The sequence below is a fragment of the Sutcliffiella cohnii genome (assembly GCF_002250055.1).
GTDB classification, from domain to species: domain Bacteria; phylum Bacillota; class Bacilli; order Bacillales; family Bacillaceae_I; genus Sutcliffiella; species Sutcliffiella cohnii.
In genome coordinates this window covers 520,920-540,454 of record NZ_CP018866.1, presented here as the reverse complement: position 1 = coordinate 540,454, position 19,535 = coordinate 520,920, and the positions used below count along the sequence as shown (strand labels likewise).

At 35.7% G+C, this 19,535-nt stretch carries 17 protein-coding genes, 1 pseudogene and 1 riboswitch; of the genes and pseudogenes, 5 read left to right on the top strand and 13 right to left on the bottom strand.

The window, feature by feature from the left end; all coding sequences use genetic code 11:
* Positions 1-372: 372 nt before the first annotated feature.
* The gene (locus BC6307_RS02485) at positions 373-1,866 is read left to right on the top strand and encodes an MFS transporter (protein WP_094366039.1); all 1,494 of its coding nucleotides are present in this window, start codon (positions 373-375) and stop codon (positions 1,864-1,866) included.
* Between the two features lie 253 nt (positions 1,867-2,119).
* Here BC6307_RS02485 and BC6307_RS02480 read toward each other — a convergent pair whose 3' ends face one another.
* Positions 2,120-3,400: an ATP-binding protein gene (locus BC6307_RS02480; RefSeq protein WP_066418180.1), complete on the bottom strand. Its 1,281-nt coding sequence runs from the start codon at positions 3,398-3,400 to the stop codon at positions 2,120-2,122.
* Positions 3,401-3,535: 135 nt separating this feature from the next.
* On the opposite strand from BC6307_RS02480, the gene BC6307_RS02475 reads away from it, so the two are divergent.
* On the top strand, positions 3,536-4,399 hold the full coding sequence (locus BC6307_RS02475) for a dimethylarginine dimethylaminohydrolase family protein (RefSeq protein WP_066418178.1): 864 nt from the start codon (positions 3,536-3,538) through the stop codon (positions 4,397-4,399).
* 142 nt (positions 4,400-4,541) lie between these two features.
* A complete protein-coding gene (locus BC6307_RS02470) occupies positions 4,542-5,474 on the top strand; it encodes a S66 peptidase family protein (protein ID WP_066418177.1) in 933 nt (310 codons plus the stop codon).
* A gap of 16 nt (positions 5,475-5,490) precedes the next feature.
* On the opposite strand, the gene BC6307_RS02465 is transcribed toward BC6307_RS02470, so the two are convergent.
* The 5 genes and pseudogenes from BC6307_RS02465 to BC6307_RS02445 all read right to left on the bottom strand — a co-directional run bounded on the left by BC6307_RS02465 (position 5,491) and on the right by BC6307_RS02445 (position 9,969).
* Positions 5,491-7,005 (bottom strand): succinyl-CoA:acetate CoA-transferase ScpC, encoded by a 1,515-nt coding sequence (locus tag BC6307_RS02465; RefSeq protein ID WP_066418176.1) that lies wholly within the window; start codon positions 7,003-7,005, stop codon positions 5,491-5,493.
* 132 nt (positions 7,006-7,137) lie between these two features.
* Complete coding sequence (locus tag BC6307_RS02460) at positions 7,138-7,782, bottom strand: LytTR family DNA-binding domain-containing protein (protein ID WP_066418174.1); 645 nt, start codon at positions 7,780-7,782, stop codon at positions 7,138-7,140.
* Positions 7,783-8,216: 434 nt separating this feature from the next.
* Positions 8,217-9,355 (bottom strand): annotated as a pseudogene (locus BC6307_RS02455) (zinc-dependent alcohol dehydrogenase).
* A gap of 13 nt (positions 9,356-9,368) precedes the next feature.
* Positions 9,369-9,731 carry a spore coat protein gene (locus tag BC6307_RS02450; protein ID WP_066418172.1) on the bottom strand — a complete coding sequence of 121 codons (363 nt, stop codon included), beginning with the start codon at positions 9,729-9,731 and terminating at the stop codon, positions 9,369-9,371.
* A 10-nt stretch (positions 9,732-9,741) separates the two neighbouring features.
* Positions 9,742-9,969 (bottom strand): spore coat protein, encoded by a 228-nt coding sequence (locus tag BC6307_RS02445; protein ID WP_066418195.1) that lies wholly within the window; start codon positions 9,967-9,969, stop codon positions 9,742-9,744.
* A 173-nt stretch (positions 9,970-10,142) separates the two neighbouring features.
* Here BC6307_RS02445 and BC6307_RS02440 point away from each other — a divergent pair, with 173 nt between their 5' ends.
* Positions 10,143-10,349, top strand: coding sequence for a hypothetical protein (locus tag BC6307_RS02440; protein ID WP_066418165.1), 207 nt, complete (start codon positions 10,143-10,145; stop codon positions 10,347-10,349).
* A complete protein-coding gene (locus BC6307_RS02435; protein ID WP_066418162.1) occupies positions 10,346-10,645 on the top strand; it encodes a spore coat protein in 300 nt (99 codons plus the stop codon). The genes BC6307_RS02440 and BC6307_RS02435 overlap by 4 nt, the downstream gene beginning before the upstream one ends.
* Positions 10,646-10,704: 59 nt before the next feature.
* Here BC6307_RS02435 and BC6307_RS02430 read toward each other — a convergent pair whose 3' ends face one another.
* The 7 genes from BC6307_RS02430 to BC6307_RS02400 all read right to left on the bottom strand — a co-directional run bounded on the left by BC6307_RS02430 (position 10,705) and on the right by BC6307_RS02400 (position 19,535).
* Positions 10,705-12,456, bottom strand: a complete 1,752-nt coding sequence (locus BC6307_RS02430) for a methyl-accepting chemotaxis protein (RefSeq protein WP_066418159.1) — start codon at positions 12,454-12,456, stop codon at positions 10,705-10,707.
* A 17-nt stretch (positions 12,457-12,473) separates the two neighbouring features.
* The gene (locus tag BC6307_RS02425) at positions 12,474-14,111 is read right to left on the bottom strand and encodes a pyridoxal phosphate-dependent decarboxylase family protein (RefSeq protein WP_066418194.1); all 1,638 of its coding nucleotides are present in this window, start codon (positions 14,109-14,111) and stop codon (positions 12,474-12,476) included.
* Positions 14,112-14,139: 28 nt separating this feature from the next.
* Positions 14,140-15,495 carry a sodium-dependent transporter gene (locus BC6307_RS02420; protein WP_066418157.1) on the bottom strand — a complete coding sequence of 452 codons (1,356 nt, stop codon included), beginning with the start codon at positions 15,493-15,495 and terminating at the stop codon, positions 14,140-14,142.
* A gap of 156 nt (positions 15,496-15,651) precedes the next feature.
* A riboswitch (cyclic di-GMP riboswitch) is annotated at positions 15,652-15,736 on the bottom strand.
* A 99-nt stretch (positions 15,737-15,835) separates the two neighbouring features.
* The gene (locus BC6307_RS02415; protein ID WP_066418155.1) at positions 15,836-17,224 is read right to left on the bottom strand and encodes an MBL fold metallo-hydrolase; all 1,389 of its coding nucleotides are present in this window, start codon (positions 17,222-17,224) and stop codon (positions 15,836-15,838) included.
* A gap of 89 nt (positions 17,225-17,313) precedes the next feature.
* On the bottom strand, positions 17,314-17,886 hold the full coding sequence (locus tag BC6307_RS25445; RefSeq protein ID WP_066418153.1) for an extracellular solute-binding protein: 573 nt from the start codon (positions 17,884-17,886) through the stop codon (positions 17,314-17,316).
* Between the two features lie 65 nt (positions 17,887-17,951).
* Positions 17,952-18,626, bottom strand: a complete 675-nt coding sequence (locus BC6307_RS25440) for an extracellular solute-binding protein (protein WP_066418151.1) — start codon at positions 18,624-18,626, stop codon at positions 17,952-17,954.
* A gap of 87 nt (positions 18,627-18,713) precedes the next feature.
* On the bottom strand, positions 18,714-19,535 hold the full coding sequence (locus tag BC6307_RS02400; RefSeq protein WP_066418148.1) for a carbohydrate ABC transporter permease: 822 nt from the start codon (positions 19,533-19,535) through the stop codon (positions 18,714-18,716).

The following is a 19,535-nucleotide window of genomic DNA, read 5'->3' as shown; positions in this document are numbered from 1 at the left end:
TAACGATATAAACTATTTCAGTAGAGTTTTTTTAAACAATCAATTCCCTATCACCTAGTGAATTTTCCAAAAGAACAAGAAGGAAGAATCATTGATTCATATAGATTTGTTAAAAGATTATATACAATATTATTTGTATGTAATCTTTTTATTTGTCATTTTTCCAAAGCAAAAAGTTATTGCATTCTAGTGAAATCGTGTTATTCTATATTTACAACTAATTAGTTTGTTTTCTGAACAAACTAATTTCCCCTTTTCGTATTATTTGTAAGCGTTTTAACACAATAACAGTTAAAACTGTATTTTTTTCTTGTTTAATGTAAGCGGATTCCTGGAAATGAAAGCGATTTTTTAGAAAAGAGGTGCAACAAAATGACAGAACAAACTATGTCAAATCAATTCGTTAACCGTTCGAAAACTTGGCAAATTGGACTTTTCGCATTAAATAATACTGCGACAAACCTTTATATGTTTTTAATGGGATTTATTTCTTATTATGCAACGGGAATTGCTGGACTAGCAGTAGTTGCAATTAGTGTAATATTAACAGCTACTCGACTTTTTGATGGGTTTACTGACCCTATTATCGGATACATTATCGATAAAACAAATACGAAATTCGGGAAGTTTAGGCCCTTTATGCTATTAGGGAATATCATTTTATTAGTAACTGTCCTTGTTTTATTTAATGTAACTCATCATTTACCTGAGAAATTAGTCATGCCATTTTTCATTGTGATTTATTTAATCCACATTATCGGTTACACATTCCAAACTGCTTGTACGAAAGCTGCACAAACAGTATTAACAAATGACCCGAAGCAAAGACCACTATTCTCAGCTTTTGATGCAACGTACAATACGATCGTCTTTATTGGTGGGCAAATTTATGTAGCATCTTATTTAGTTCCAAAGCATGGTGGTTTTAACCAAGCCTTCTTCACAGAATTTAACACATTAGCTATTATTTTAGCTTCCATCTTCACTATTCTTGCTGTTATTTCTATCGCAGAAAAAGATAGAACAGAATACTTTGGTTTTGCTGAAAAATCTGTCAAAACTTCCTTTAAAGATTATTGGCCGGTAATTAAAAGAAACCGACCTTTACAAATGTTAATTGTTGCAGCTTCTACTGATAAATTAGCTGGGTCTATTTTAAGGAATCCTGTTATTCCAGTCATGTTATTCGGAATTTTATTGGGAGATTATGCACTAAGTGGAACAATTTCTATGTTTACGATGATTCCAACTTTAATTATTACGTTTATCGGTGTAGGCTATGCTAGAAAACGAGGATTGAAAAACACGTTTGTTAAAGCAACTTGGGGTGCTGTACTAGCCTATAGTTTACTACTAATATTATTCTTCACTGTTAGCGATCCCGCTTCCATTTCTTTATCTAATATTGGAATCGCTACCATTGCATTTTTTGTATTTTATATATTAGGTCAAGCATTCATGGGGTTAACTGGTAACATCGTAATTCCAATGATAGCGGATACATCCGATTATGAAACGCACATTACTGGGAGATACGTACCAGGGATGATTGGAACCATTTTCTCTTTCATCGATAAAATGATTTCTTCACTTGCAACAACTATTATCGGATTAATGCTCTCCCTTATTGGGTTTAAAACGGTATTTCCTGAAGTAGATACACCATTAACTAATGAATTGTTTTATATGACATTATTCCTTGCCTTCGGTATTCCGATCATCGGTTGGATTATTTCATTAATTGCGATGAAGTTTTATGAGCTTGATGATAAGCGTATGGAACAAATCCAAACCGAAATTGCTGAAGTTAAGCAAATGCTTGTAGAAAAAGGCCAAATTACGGTCCCGGAAGAGCAAGTAAAATAATATACAAATTAACCAGGCTGTCCAGTAAGTCTCAAAACAGTGGAGAAACGAATCGTTTTTCCACTGTTTTGTTTATAATGCTTTCATTCAGAAAGTAGATACAAAATAAGTGGTATAAAGTGTTCATTCTCTATAGATTGGAGCAAACACAACCAATTTAATGAAACATTTGTACTTACAACTAATTAATATTTTAGAATCCTTATAAGGGAAACGAACAATAAAAGTCCTAAAAGTCAATTTCTATTGACTTTTAGGACAGCCCCGTTTTTCTTTGCTTCTTTGAAGTTAACGGTAAAGAAATATGAAAGCTTGTCCCTTCTGCTTCTTTACTCAATACTTTGTATGTTCCACCCATACTTTTAACTACACTAAAAGCAACCATCATACCTAAACCTGTTCCGTTTTCTTTTGTAGAAAAGAAAGGTTCACCGATTCTTAGAAGCTGTGATTCAGTCATTCCTATTCCTGTATCCTTGATTGTAATTTCTATTTGCTGATTACAAAACATCGAGGCTGTTAATGTTCCGCCTTCTGGCATTGCCTCAATACAATTTTTGAAAATGTTAATAAAAAGCTGACGGATTTTTTCTTTGTCGCCCTTATAGCTTATATCTTCTCCTGCTACATTTATATCAACATTGTGCATTTGGGCATACGATTTAATAACATTAATAGACCGTTGCATTTCTTCAAATAGGTTAAGCGGTTCTTGATTTTCCATAGACGGTTTTGCATACGTTAAATAATCGGAAATGATCGATTCTGCAGTTTGCAACTCCTCTAATGCTAATTCAAAGTAATACCTATCATCCGTGTCTTTATATTTTTCTTTTAGCAATTGCAAAAAACCTTTCGTAACCGTTAATGGGTTTCGTACTTCATGTGAAACAGATGCGGCTAAATGACTAACAATCGTTTCCTTTTCAAATTTATGTAATTGAATAATCATATGTACTTTTTCAATAGTACTCTCCATTAAATAAATACTACACCATAAACTAAAAAAACTAATGATTGATAAAAGAATAGCTACTTTTACAACAACACTACTCCCTATAATGTAGCAAGCATAAGGCAGTAAAATTAAAGTAGGTATTACAGTTACTATTGAAACAGTAATTATTTTGTTCCATAAAGAAAGTGAGCGGTAATTTTTTAATACAAAATATATCAAAATAAATATAATAACATATTCTACTACGCTTAAATAAAATCCGATTCCTCCTAAGAAAAAGCGAAAGGTAAGGGAAGAAAAAATAATCGTTAGCCCGACTCTCACTCCCCCATATAACATCCCAATAACAAAAGGTATGAGCCGCAAATCTAAAATCGTATCCCCTAACTCGAACGGAAAGCTCATACATAATATGCTTGTCCCAGAAAAAATAATGGCAAGAACAAATTTTTGTTTATTTGTTTCAAAGGCTGTATGTTCCTTAGAAATGATAGATTGGGAGAATAAAATAGGTAAAATGATAAAAAGCATGTTTACTAAATAGTCTTTCATATATTCAAACAGAAGATTACTCATTATTTTTTCCCTGCCTACTGTTATTTTACTTTCATCCTTATTCTACAATCTTTATAACCCAATGACTATACAATGATAAATAATTAAAACCAATTTTGTGAATCCTATAATCAAACGGTTTTAGGAGGTTATAGGATGAGCACAAATCCGTCCTTTCATAGCAAAGTTTCTTGTTTTTCTGAGTATGATCCGTTAAAAAGAGTCATCGTGTGCGAGCCGCACTATATGACGATTCGTGATGTGATAAACGAAACACAGAAAAAATTCAAAGATGAAGGAATACATATTGAAAAAGCGGTTGAACAACATTATAAATTTGTACAAACGATGCGCGAACATGATATTGAAGTTATTTTATTGCCTTATCATAAAAAATTCCCAGAACAAGTTTTCACACGTGATATCGGCTTTACTTTAGGTCAAACGACTTTCGTTGCTAAAATGGCGAGTGAAGTTCGAAAAGGAGAGGAAGACGTTTTAAAGCAATGGTTAGATGATGAAGAAATCTCCTACTTCAACTTACTCGAAGATAGAATTGAAGGTGGAGACGTTATCATCGATAGAGACACAGTTTATGTCGGTTTAAGTGATCGAACAAATGAAAAAGCAGTCGAGCATTTAAAAGGACTACTTTCTGACTTTGATGTAAAAGGCATCCCTTTCATAGAAACATTTTTACACTTAGACTGTGTTTTTAATGTTGTTTCTCCCGACGTTGCTTTAATATATCCAGAAGCTTTAACGAAAGAGGATATTGAACTTTTTTCTTCCCGTTATGAGTTAATCGAAGTATCAAAGGATGAACAGTTTACACTTGGAACTAATGTGTTAGCAATCGGAAACAATAAAATTATTAGCTTGCCTGTAAATAAAAAAGTAAATGAACAATTACGGAATAAAGGCTTTGAAGTGATTGAAGTGGATATTACAGAAATTATTAAATCTGGCGGATCTTTTCGTTGCTGTACGATGCCACTTTTACGGAGCACGACCGAATAATTATAAAAACTTACAATACTTGTCATGTGGCAAGTATTTTTTTAACTTCTTCTCTATGATTATTTTGACATAATTACGTTTCTCTACTAATACTCTTTATTATCATCGATTGTACGGAAATAAAGATAAGGAGTGAAGTCAAATGGCGATAAAAGCACCACGATTACAAGCTGGCGATGTGATAGGTATCGTCACACTAGGAAGTCCATTAGATGCCAACATTATAAATAACCGAATTCAATATTTACAAAACCAAGGATTTCAAATTGCATATGGACGACATATGTATGCGTATCAAGGGATTGAGGCATCCCCAGCGCCACAACGAGCGGAAGATTTAATGACTATGTTTCAAAATCCAAACGTTAAAATGATTATGCCCACTCGTGGTGGAACTGGTGTACAAAGCATACTCCCTTATTTAGATTTCAATGTAATACGGGCCAATCCTAAAATCATTTCTGGATATAGTGATATTACCGTTTTGCTTAATAGCTTATACCAATTTAGTGATTTAATTTCATTTCATAGTTTAATGCTCATCGACTTTCGTCTAGAAACTCCCGAATATAATTTCAATCAATTTTACGCAGCTACTTCTACTCGCACTTCACCTAGAACGATTGAAAATCCACCTAATATGCCATTAACTAGTTTAGTTCCAGGAAATGCGACTGGTCCAATTGTAGGTGGAAATCTTACTTCCATCGTTAACACATTAGGAACACCATATGAAATTGATACGAAAGGGAAAATATTATTTTTAGAGGAAACGAATGCTCCTTCTACTACCGTATACCGTTATTTCATCCAACTTTTACAGGCAGGAAAATTTGCAGACTGTATAGGTATCGTTATGGGAGAATGTACGAATTGTCTCGTTTCCTATGGAAAATCATATTTGAATTTAATTAATGAACTACTTGTTCCTCTCGGGAAACCGTTAATGATTAATTTTGCAACTGGCCATGGATTATACAAAGCTGCTATTCCAGTCGGGGCTAACGTTACTCTCAACACCACAAATAATACTTTAACTGTTTTAGAACCAACAGTGAACGGGGGTCAGAGCTAGTTCTGACCCCCATTTTTTATACATTCACTTTTTCCTTTTCTAACATTGTGCCATTTTTCATAAAGTTTGTATGCCATAAGAAAGCTTTTTCTAATAGGTGAGGAGTTTGACCACCTCGTGTTAATGCTTCATTATAATAATCCCATAGTTGATTGCGGTATGTTGGATGAGCACAATTTTCAATAATTAACGGTACACGCTCTCGAGGTGCTAATCCACGCAAGTCTGCATACCCTTGTTCTGTTACAACAACATCTACGTCATGTTCTGTATGATCGACGTGTGATACGAACGGAACAATACTAGAAATATTTCCGTCCTTCGCTGTGGACTTCGTTACGAATATTGCTAACCGTGCGTTACGAGCGAAGTCACCTGACCCACCAATTCCATTCATCATCTTCGTACCTGTTACATGAGTAGAGTTTACATTTCCATATATGTCAAACTCTAAAGCTGTATTAATCGATATTAAACCGAGACGACGAATTATTTCTGGATGGTTTGAAATTTCTTGTGGTCTTAATACTAACTTGTCGCGATATTTTTCTAAATTCGGAAATACGTGATTCATTTTTTCTTCTGATAATGTAATGGAGCAACAGGAAGCAAAGTCTACTTTCCCTGCATCAATAAGGTCGAACACGGCATCTTGAAGCACTTCGGAATATACTTGTAAATTTTTAAATTCAGAATGGATCATCCCATGTAAAACTGCATTTGCTACAGAGCCTATTCCAGATTGAAGTGGAGCGAGTTTTTCGGTTAAACGTCCTTCCTTTATTTCGTTACGAAGGAATGACATTAAATGTTGTGCCATTATTTCTGTTTCTTCATCTGGCTTTACAATTGTGGAAGGTGAATCTGCTTGATTCGTAAAAACAATCCCTTTTACTTTAGTAATGTCTAGCGGAATACCTATATTACCGATACGGTCATCCACTTTTGTTAACGGAATCGGGTTTCTTTCTCCTTGTTTACCAGGGTCATACAAATCGTGCAACCCTTCTAATAAAGGTGATTGTGCCATATTAATTTCGATAATGATATTTTTTGCATGTGTTGCAAACGTTAGTGAGTTACCGATTGATGTAGTCGGAATAACCATTCCATCTTCTGAAATAGAAACCGCTTCCAAAATTGCGTAATCAACAGGCTCTATTACGTTCGCTCGTAAAAGTTCTGCAGTATGCGATAGGTGATGATCGACGAATAAATGTTCCCCAGCATTTATTTTCTTTCTCATTGTTGGTTCTGCTTGAAAAGGAAGCCTTTTATGAACGATTCCTGCTTCAGCAAACAATTTATCTATATCTGACCCAAGTGACGCTCCAGTAAAAACATTTACTTTAAAGCTTTCCTTTTCAGCTCGCTTTACTAGCTCTAACGGTACAGCTTTTACATCACCTGCACGAGTAAACCCACTTAATCCCAGTGTCATCCCATCTTGAATCCAGGAAGCAGCTTCTTGCGCAGTAACAACTTTATCCTGTAATCTTTCATCCTTAATTCTATTGTATTGGTCTTGCATTGTATCTCATCCCCTTTTTCACAATCTTTAGAAATATGTTATCTTAATAAAATTGTTATTTGGAGATATTTGATACAAATTAGTAATTTTTTGTTTAAAACAGCATCTTCAATAGTTAAAACAGATATTTTTTTAAAAACCTAATAATTTTCTGAAATAGCTAGAATACGACTGGCTAACTGGTATTCTAACCCCACCTTTCATTTCTAATACAAATGTGGAATGTGTATCGGGAAAAATTTCTTTAATCTGTTTTACATTTACGATATAAGAACGATGACAACGGATAAAAGATTCTCTTGGTAAAACATATTCAAACTCTTGAAGAGAGTTTTTATGTGTGCCGGAAAAACCTTCTGTATACACATGTGTTTTTCTACTCTTCACTTCCAAATATTTTACATCAGAAAATGGAATCGGTTTCCAACCGTCTTGTGTACGAACAGTAACAACTGATTTTCCATCAGTTACTGTCGGATAAATGGCTGTTACACATCCTTGAATTTTCCCTTCATGTTCGAACGGAACCGCCATCCCATGGTAAGGTACACCAAAAACATCCCGGCTATTAAACTCTGAAACTTTTTGTTCCGTCTTAATAGCTTTATAAGCTATCGTATCTTGTCGCACTGGATCACCAGGCTTAATTTTCAAATCGATACGTTTACTTGGCCTATAATAGATGTACTCTTCTGTATTAGAGACAGCAATTGAAACTTCATCAGAAAACAATTCCCCGATTACATCTAATAGTGAACCGAACGTGAAACTTTCCATACTAAACACCAACCCTTTGTGAAATTCCCCTTTATGTAGAATCTTATATTCTAGTTATATTTTAAATTATCGAAGTGTTGTTTGCATAGAAAAGGATTGTGTTTGGAGGGTGTGTTGTTTGTCATGACCGTTCGGTAGTGGTGCATACCGCTGGAAAATTGATGCATATACCACTGGAGAATAATGCGTATCTTCTCTAAATTGGTGCATACCTCCTTTAAAAGTCAGCATAAACCTCCGTGTGGTGCATACCAACTCTAAAAGTCAGCATAAACCTCCGTGTGGTGCATACCGACCAAAATTTGGTGCATACACCTTTGGAGAATGATGCGTATCCTCTCTAAAATAGTGCATAACAACTATAAAAGTCAGCATAGTCTCTCTCTCCTAATCGTCCCAATAAAAAATGCCCCAACTAAGTGGGACATTTTCTTTTAATGTGGTTTTAAAATTACTTTTATACAGTCATCTGTTTTCGTATCAAATAATTCGTATCCTTTTTTTGCTTCTGACAACGGAATTTTGTGGGTAACGATGTCTGCTAAGTTTACTTTCCCTTCGCTAACCATTTGATATAACTGAGGAATAAGTGGGATAACGTGTGCTTGTCCCATTTTTAATTGAACATTTCGCATAAAAATATCACCTAGCGGAAAAGCGTTGTATCTCATCCCATATATTCCAGTAAGTTGGATCGTACCACATTTACGAACTGCTTGGGCTGCCATCACGATTGCTCAATAAGAGCCCCCGTGCAATTTCAACCCCGTTGCTAAAAATTCAAGTGGCGACATTTTCCCGTCCATCCCAACACAATCGATTACAACATCTGCTCCACCTTGTGTTATCTCTTTCAAATACTCCCCGATATTCTCATGGTCTTCAAAATTGTATATTTCTACATTATTCGTTCGTTTCGCATGCTCTAAACGATAATTAATGTAGTCAACAGCAATTACTCGTTTCGCACCTTTTAGCCAAGTGAATTTTTGTGCTAATAGGCCAACGGGTCCACAGCCTAAAATGATAACCGTATCACCTTGCTTTACCCCCGCGTTCTCCACACTCCAATAAGCAGTAGACGCTGCATCTGATAACAGAACAGCTGATCATCATCTACTTCACAATCATCAGGTAATCGGTAAGGTGTAAAGTTACCGTATGGAACACGTAAATATTCTGCTTGCCCACCAGCATAGCCACCAGTCGTTTCTGAGTAACCAAAATATGCTCCCATATCTCCATGCGGATTGGCATCATCACATTGACTTGTGTAACCGTGATTACAATACCAACATGTTCCACATGCTATATTAAATGGAACGATCACACGGTCCCCTTTTTTAACATGTGTTACTTCTGGACCAACTTCTTCTACAATACCCATAGGCTCATGACCAATAATAAAGTTCTCTGGCATATTTGGAATCGTACCGTGAATTAAATGTAGGTCGGACCCACAAATAGCGGACGATGTTACTTTAACGATGATATCATCTGCTTTTTGTATAGCTGGATCTTCTACTTCTTTTACTGCAACGTCTTTTATTCCTTGATAGATAACAGCCTTCATCCCTCATCCTCCTTTACTTATTAGGTGTTGCAAACGTTCCTAACCGATCCGTATCGATAGGGAAAAGGTTCATTTCCCCAATTGCTAACGCCATATCTGCCGCTTTCCAATCCAATTCCATTTGTTTTCCTAAATCACGTGGATATAACCATCCTTTTTCTAACATCAGCTCGGTAACTTCACTATGTAAATCAATAGCTCGTTCCATCTGGTTATATAAAACATTCCGTAATTCTGGATTCGCAGTTTCTGTTAAGGTAACTGCGTAGTATCTTATCCCTGTTTTAATCGATAATAGCAGATCAACAGCGATTGCAGAGTCTGCCATTTTCGGCATTCCTTCTGCATACTTAGGATCTAAATAATCTTCGTTCATGTTTTACACCTCAGCTTTCATGTTGATAATCGGTACGTGTCCCTCTATAAAGTGTCTGTAATTCTTTAAGTGCTTGCATAGATTGCTCTATATCTTTATCCATCAATTTTTTTAAATCGTTATCAAAGCATACTCCTTGCATTAGTTTCGTTTTCATTAAACAAATTGTTTTAAAATTAACCATTTCGTGCGTGTCCATCGTTTCGTGAAACGCTAGTTCAGCTTTTTGTTCAGACATGTTACACACTCCTTTATCAAACATTCCTACTTTAATTTCCCGATTTATATTGTCATCTTCCACAATAAACAAAAAATTCTTCTTCCATAAGTGGTTAAAATTAACTAATAGAAATTGAATAAGTTTCATTTGAGAGAAGAAAGATTAGAAATGTTAAGGAAAGGAGACCGACAATGAAGACAAAATTAGCACTACATGAAGCATTAGAAGCACATGAACTACTAAATTTTAAAAATTTAAGTATAACAAAATCATTTATGATGAGTGGACTTGTTCAAGACGAACAATTAAAAACGATATTAAATCAAGAGGTTGAATTTGGAACAAAGTTTATTCATCAATTACAGAACTTTTTAACAGATCGGAGTAATGAGGCATGAATAACATAATAAAAAAATTAATGGGGATGGGCGGCATGACAGACACGGTTATTGCTACAGATTTCCTCGTCTCTACAAAGGCTGCTGTTAGAAACTTAGCTTTCGCCATTACCGAAACAACTACTCCAGAATTAAAGAAAGTACTGCGTGAGGAATTAAGAAATGCGGTGAAGACACATGAGGCGATTTCCAATTACATGATTAAAAAAGGAGTCTATCACCCGTCTAATCTGGAAGAACAAATAAAAGTAGATATGCAAATAACAGAAACTGCATTAACACTAACCGAAAAATAAAAGAGAACATTTCCTATATTCGCTTTTATGCGCGTAATAGGAAATGTTCTCGAGTTTTTCTAATTAGTAGCGTTAAATTTAGCCATCGTTGTTTTTAATTCTACCGCTAAATCGTGTAACTCCTTAGCTGCATCTGATAACTCATTGATGGATAGTAGCTGTTCCGTTGTACTCTTTTCAATATCAGAAGTAAAATCAGCGTTTTGATGAGCTATTATTGTTAACTCCTCAACAGATGCAGTAACTTCTTCTGTGCCTGCTGATATTTCTTGCGTTGCACTAGAAACACTTTCAATTTGCGCAGATATTTGATCGGTGAACTGCTTCATTACGTGAAAAATTTCACCAGTTTGATTAGCAATTTCGGATCCCTTTTCTGCCTCCAATGTTCCTTTTTCCATCGATGTGACCGCATTATTCGTATCTGCTTGAATTTGTTCAATAATTTTTTCTATTTTACTAGTAGATTGGTTAGATTCTTCTGCAAGCTTTCGAACTTCTTGGGCTACTACAGCAAAACCTTTTCCATGTTCTCCTGCTCTGGCAGCCTCAATCGCCGCATTCAACGCTAGAAGGTTTGTCTGAGCTGAAATACTAGTTATTACCTCTAAAATACTACTAATTTCATCGGAACGTACTTTCAATGTATTAATAACGTCGCTAGATTCTTTTACAGTGTTATTAATCGTTCGCATTTGCTCCACGACACTTTGAATAGACGTTAAGCCGTCATGAGCGTATCTTTCCATATCTTTCGATAATAATGATATATCTTGAGAGGAGTTCGCGATTGCTTCAATTTCAGAAGCAATTTGTCCCATCGCTCCCGCCGATTCCATTACAGACTTTTCTTGCGATTGAACACCGGCTGTCATTTTATTAATGTTTTCACTTACAACCGTAGAAGTATCAATTGATTGTTCACTAACTTTTTTAACTAATTCAGAAGAGTGTAATACCGTATTGGACGTTTCCCCAATTTTATTCATCATCGTTTTTAACTGTAGTGCCATTTCATTAAACGCTTCGTTCATTTCTCCTAAATCATCGGCTCTCGTTGGCAAGTCAATGTTCAAGTTGCCATTTTTCATCTCGTTAATTCCATCCATAAGATGGCGTAACGGTTTAAATAGCATACGAATTCCGATAATTTGTACAACGATAATAACGATAATTGCTGGTATTAGGATAATGAGAGATTTAAAAATAAATTCACTTGTACCATCCTTTACCATACTCGCATCTACATCAATGGCGAAAAAAGCAAACGAATCCCCTGATTGGTTACTTATTGGATAAAGAACAGTAACCCAAGTACCTAATTCATCCTCGTACACTGGGGAAAACGTAATACGATTTGTTTCATTTAATTCTTTTATCGATTGAACGACAACTGCTGGATGTTCGTATATATCGCCAGCCCCTATATTAAATTCTTTTAACGCCTCTATTAAGTGCGAGGGGATTGCAATAATTTTGGAAGAATTACCATCGACTAGCTCTGTACTGAAAATATATGCTTGTGCAACATTTGGATTAGTTGATGAGATGTAATCAAATAATGAAGTTAACTCTTGTTGCGCTGGATCTTCATAACTAGAAGCTTGAGATGCCGCTTGAACAATAGTAGTTTCAATTTCATCCGCCCAACGAGTTGCTAGCGCCTCTGTTTGCTTCTCTAATTCGGCTACTAACACATTTCGTTGAATTTGGATACTGCTTACCATTAATACTGTACCAACAAGCAATAATAACAACGTTGTAATTAGTATAGACTTTGTCGCAAAAGATAGTTTTTTAAGTTTAGTCAAGATGCTTTACTCCTTTTTTATACGTATAATAACTCGTACGATTTTTCGTGTATGTTCATATGCTCCTGAAGGAATGCGATATAACGCTCCACTTCCTCTACTGTTGTATAAGGGGAGATACTAAAAAACTTATGAGCATAAATAGAAACATTTTTATTAGAATTTGCCGCGACTACTTGACGTTGCTTTTTCGTATTTCCGAAGAAAACATGCTCCCTAGCTATGCCTATTAGTTCAGCAAACTCTTCATTATAATGATTAATTTCATTAATTTCTTCCAAAGTTAACATACCGTTCAACTCTTCCTTCCAGCGGCTATTAGTAGGATAGAATCGGAATGTCGTAATTGGTGATACTTCATTTGTTATTTCAACATTGTTAAATGCTAATTTAAGAGTTTTTCTAAACCGTAAATTTACTTCAATATAATTAGCTAATAAACGTTGATACCCTTCCATTCCGAGCGCTAATAAGGAAGCGTATATGGAGATAGCACTACCCATTCGAGAACATTCTAGCGTATAACTTGTATGATAACTTCCGTAACCTCGATTGCCAACGTAAGGGGTTTCTGATGCATCTAAATCTACATATTGTAAATTATTTTTATCTTTTATTAAGAAAAGACTCGTGATGTAAGGAGTTTGACCTAGTTTATGAAAATCAAATACCATGCTGTCTGCTAAATAAACTTTACTAAACTTCGTATGATAGTTTTGTAACACATGTAAAACATCACTATGTAAATTTAGCGGATTTGACTCAAATGAATATTGGTTGAAGAACGTATACATTCCCCCCATCGCCGTATCCGCATGAATATAAATTGGCTGAAGATCGTATTCTTTTTCCAACTGTGTCGTAATTTCTTTTATCCCTTCGATGTTATCAATGCCAAACGTATCTGTCGTCCCCATCGTTGCTAACACATATAAAGGTATTCCACCGAATTGAATGATTTCTTCCATTTTCTCCTTCAAGTCATCCAAATTCATCGAATGGTCATCATTAACTTTTACACGAATCATATTATTAATGCCGATACCTGTTGCCTCGACAGACTTATAGAGACTATAGTGAGATAACTCTGAACAGAAACAATATAAATTGTTCGGTACCCCTATTTTATTGGACTGTGGAAAGCGCCTAGTTATGGCAAGTCGTAATGAGTTGAATACCGCACCTTGGCCCCCCCACGTCGTATAGCCAGCACTTTCGTTCGAGTCGTAACCAACTACTTTAGATAACATACTCGTAATCTTCACTTCTGCACTAGCTGCTGCTGGACCTTCGACATCCCATAAGCTATTACCGTTCGTTAGAACCATTACTAAATTTCCAATAATACTAGCGATGTTTGGAAGTGGTGCAGCATTCGCTACATAACTACTATTTACAAAACGATGTCCTTTAACAAGCTCTAACAGCTCGTCAATCGTATTTTCCATTGATAAGCCCGCACTCGGTACCGATGAATGTTCCATAAGACGATTATAATAATCCTCACTGTAAACCGGCATTTCACCTAGTGTTAACTTAGAAGGATCTTTTAGTTCATCTATTTTTGATAGAATCGTTTGAACATAGTTTCCTAATTCCTCTCTCTGTTTCTCGTTTCCGTCCACACTTGGAAACAACTGTTGAAGTTCACTCATTGTTGTCATATTTTTTACCCCCATTTATTTAAAAGAACCACTTTAATACACCAATAACATCTAAGAACACAATAATAATGGCAACAGGTGTAAAATATTTCAATAAATAATACCAAACGTTAAAAATACTAGCTCTTATATTAGATCCTGCTCGCAATTCATCCATCAATTCACTTTTCGATACTTTTAATGGAATAAAAATTGCTAGGAGTAACGCTCCTAACGGCATTAATATGTTACTAACGGTAAAGTCGAACAGATCAAAAAATGTTTTATCAAAAATAGTTACATCTGCCATCACTCCATACGATAAACAGGAAGGAATACCAACGATAAAAATAAGTATTCCAACAAGCCATGTTGTTTTTTTCCTTTTGCTATTATCTTTTTTCGTAAAAGCAGCCACAATAATTTCAATCATAGAAAATGCCGATGTTAAGGCAGCAAATAAAAATAAAACTAAAAAGGCAAGAAAGAAAAACATTCCTAACGGTAACTGTGAAAACACCGCCGGTAATACAGCAAAAATTAAAACCGGTCCTGCATCTGGTTCCAATCCGAACGAAAATACACCTGGAAAAATAGCTAGTCCCGCTAAAAGAGCAATCACAATATTAATGATAACGATAGATAATGCTGAAAACGGAATATTTTGTGTTTTAGGTAAATAAGAAGCATATGTCACCATGACGGATACCCCTAAAGAAAGGGTAAAAAACGCCTGGCCAAGTGCGAATAAAATACTTTCTGACGTTAGTTTAGAAAAATCAGGAATCAGTAAAAATTTCACACCTTCCAACGCTCCATCTAAACTAAGGGAGCGAAAGACGATGACGATAAATAATACGAGTAAGGCTGGCATCATTATTTTACTAGCCTTTTCAATTCCTTTTTGAACACCTTGTGATACAACAAGTATCGTAATAAACATAAATAATAGTTGGCCTAATAGAGTCCAAAACGGCTTAGAAATTACTTGACCAAAAAGTGGTCCGTATTCAGCTTGAGATAGACCGTTCAAACCGCCTGCGAAAACTTCTATTATGTATAGAATGATCCAGCCCCCAACAACACTATAAAAGGACAATAGTAAAAAGCTAGTGAACACACCTAGTTTTCCGATCACATTCCATTTTGAATTTGGGGCAAGCTTCGTATAAGTCGAAACTGCATCACTTTGAGCTTTACGACCAATTACAAATTCTCCGACTAAAAGTGGCAATCCTAGAAATAACGTAAATAATAAAAAGACTAGTAGAAATGCTCCTCCTCCACCAGTACCCGCTACATAAGGGAACTTCCAAATTGCCCCTAAACCAATTGCTGAGCCAGCAGCGGCCCAAATAAAACCAATTTTTGTTTTCCAATGCTCTTGTTGTGTCAATTACTTTACCTTCTTCCTTTAAAACATTAAACAGCGATAGATACCATTCTATTAAAATACTACGGATACTCCTTGATATAAAATCATAAAAAAATGCCCACCTAAATAAGGTGGACATTGATGATTAGCAGATCAAAAATAAGTATATCCAGCCTGTTCGGTAACCCGGCGACCTTAGAGGTATCTCCTTAGGCCCGTAGCTTTGCGTCTCCACTTTTCAATGGATTTGCCATTATCGTAGGTATCTTCTTTTTTGCACCATTAAGTATAACATAAGTATAATCGGCATGTTGACAAATATGTTTATAAGTCTTTAGAACTAAAATAAGCATCTTTACCGTTACTTATTAACTATATCACCTATTTCGTATACTTCCCCATAAGCCGGTAAGAGCTGTTGCCCATTCTTTGGTTTCAATCTTTCAGGATAAAAGCTATGAAGGGGTATGAGTACTTTTGGGTCAAGTTCATCAACAATATACTTTAAATGCTGAGGTAACGCATGCCCTCCTGAACTTACTTCTACTCTTTCTAAAGAAAGTAGTGATAATATTTTCTCTAGATTATGGAATGCCGGGTCATAATCACCTAAAGGAACGCCGTTGGAGTGGATGTATACTCCATTTTCAACGTGTAGATCAAATAATTCTATTATATTCTCATAACTGTTTTGAACGAAATATCTGCTTGGATTCTCATTAATTTTTTCTTTATTTATGAGTGGATATTTTTCCAACAATAGTTTTTGCCAATCGAGCAGCTTGTTTTCTCTTATCATAGTTTTTAGCTCTTCTGATTCGAATATGTAAAAGTGACATTGTGGTAAAAAAGTATGAGCAAGTTGCGCTGTTTTTATTTCTAAAACCACTTTTCTTTTAGCCTCTTCTCCTGCTTTACACATACCGTTAATGCGTTCCATATTTCGATGGTAAATATTAAAAATACCAATACCCTCTGACTCTTTTAACATTTGTGCAACATTAATTTGTAGCTTCGTTTCCGTAAGGAGTTTATCTGGCAATTCATTGTTACTGACTAAAAGATGTTCCGCTAATTCCTCTTCACTTTTTAATGTTGTTCCTTCGATAATAACTGCATCATACCTTAATTCTTTTGCCTTTTGTAAAAACTCCTCCATCACCTCTGGTGAAGAGCCGTGCAATCTAAAATCACCTGTATAAATAATTTTTGCATCAGGAGTTTCTAGATGAAATGCGCACGCCCCGATAACATCATGATCAACAGAAAGAGGTGTTACTTTTATTTCTCCTATATGAAAAGATTGATCGTACTCACAAGATTGGTACGACCTTACACCAGGTACACCTTCCCCGATTAATTGTAACTGATTATATAGATTTCGAGATTGTTCCGTCATATAAACTGGAATAGAAGGATCAATACATCCGATAGCTCCCATATGATCTAAATGCAAATGAGATATTAAAACAGCTGTTTTTCCCTCATATTCTTCCGCTGAAATAACATTATCACTTACTAAGTGCTCCTTATTGTATATTCCTTCAATTTTCGGTATCATACGTAGCTTTAAGTAGTCTCGAACTATCGCACTATTGCGCACCTTCACTTGTCCGTCAAAAATAGCTGTCCTCGGGTCAAACGTTAATCCAAAGTCAAAAATAACACGCGATTGCCCGTATTGTAATTGAATAATGGTACCGCCAATTGTTTTTAATCCACCAAAAAATTGAATCAACGTTTTACTCATTCTTCGACATCCTTTTCTTTTATGTAATTGTATTCGAAAAAAGAGGGTGTCCCACTTATCATTGGGACACCTTCTATTATATGTTTTTATTAGTTTCCTAACTCGCGATCCGCTGCTTTTTCCGCAGCTTCTAATCCTTCTTCCACTGTTAGTTCACCTAGGAACACTCTGTCGATTTCTTTTGCAACAGAATTTTTCAATCCATAAGCACCGACAATACGTGGGTCGAAGAAGCCTGCATCAAATTGCTGTTCTCCTACGCCATATTCCGGATTTTCGTCTGTATATTGCTTCCATTCACTACTTTCTAAAGCCGAGTAACGTACTGGTAAGTAACCAGATTGCATTGCCCAATATGTTGTGTTTTCTGTATTAATTAAAAATTTCATGTACTCAAATGCTGCTTTCTTTTCTTCATCAGAAGCACTAGCGAAAATAGAAACGTTTGTCCCAGCAAATGGCGTTGCTGCCCAATTAATGCCGTTTTCTTCAGCTGGAGCTGCCACATAAGGGATACCTGCAGAAGAACCGATATATAAAGCAACATCTCCACGAGTAAACGGACCAGACATATATCCGTCCTCACCTGCTGTACGAGCGACACCGTCTAGAATCATATTATTAACAAATTCTAATGCTTCTTTTCCTTCTGAGGAATTCATTTTAAATTCTCCAGTTGCTTCATCAAAGTATACACCACCAGCTTGGTGTACCCATTGGTTAAATTCTAATGAAACAGAGGTCCAATTACTTTACGACCTTCATTGTCAAACGTTAATTTCTCAGACGCGTCACGTAGCTCTTCCCACGTTGTTGGTGGTTCAATTCCAGCTTCTTCTAAGTAATCTACGTTATAGAACATAATACGAGTACTTTTGTTAAAAGGTAAACCGTAATACTTGCCATCCCATACGTTCGCTTCACGGAAAACTTCTACAATATCAGTTAATTCTGCTTCACTCATGCCAACTTCTTGATCATTTATTAATGGTGTTAAATCAGCAACTAAATCATTTTGAATATATTCCGTAATCCAATCCTCGTAAGCTTGAGTTAAAACTGGTAAATTATTTGCTCTTGCAGCAGCCATATTTTTCGTAGAAAGGTCACTGTAGCTTCCTTGATTCACAAGCTTTACCGTAATATTTTTTTCGTTTGATTCATTAAAATCATTCGTAATTTTCGTTAAAGCTTCTTCATGTCCTCCACTCATTGCATGCCAAAATTCAATTTCAATCGGAGACGCTTCCGCTTCCTTTTTCTCTTCTGTATTTGAATTATTGTTAGAATCATTATTCGTATTTTCGTTGCCACTTGTGGTATTACTCTCATTTCCACAAGCAGCTAATATTGTAATAAATAATATTGCAATCATCGTCATTATTAATTTTTTCATTTTCATCGTATTTCCTCCTCTTTACTAGTTAATAGAATTCGAATTGTGTGAACCTTTTACTTTAGGACCACCCCCTAAAAGCATTCTCTTCTGTTATCCTTTAATTCCAGCTTTCGCAACACCTTCAATAATGTACTTTTGTAAAATGAGATATAAAATAATCATTGGCAGTATGATCATTGTAGAAGCCGCCATAAGTAGCTCATAAACGGTTCCTGCTTCTGTACTAAACGAAGTTAAACCGACCGGTAAAGTTCTCATTTCTTTTGATTGAGTCACAATTAACGGCCAAAGGAATGCATTCCAGCTACCGATTGCTTTTAATAATAAAATCGTAACAATCGCAGGCTTTGCAAGTGGTACCATAATCGTCCATAAAAAACGAAAATTGCTACACCCATCGATTTTGGCGGCATAGGATAGCTCTCTTGGAATTCCTAAGAAAAATTGGCGTAATAGAAAGATAGAAAAAATACTTGCTAGCCACGGTACGATTAATGCTGGGTAACGGTCAATCCAACCTAGCTCGGACAATGTTACGTAATTCGGAATCAATACTTCCCCCGGAACCATCATCGTTCCTAACAGAACAGCAAAAACGATGTCCCGACCGTAAAAGTTAATTCTCGAAAAAGCGTAGGCAGCTAGTATCGTTGTCAACAATTCCCCAATAGTCGATAATACGGTAACGATAATACTATTTACCGTATATCTAGCAAACGGGGCCATCCCCCATGCTGTTTCATAGTTATCCCATCTCCAATCGGATGGAATCCAAACAGGAGGCATCATCATTACCTCTCCTGAAGATTTCAGCGACGTACTTAACATCCAAACAAACGGCAAAAGCATCAACATACTGCCTACGATTAAAATGATATAAATGAAACCTTTTGATAGAGCTGCTTTTTGCAT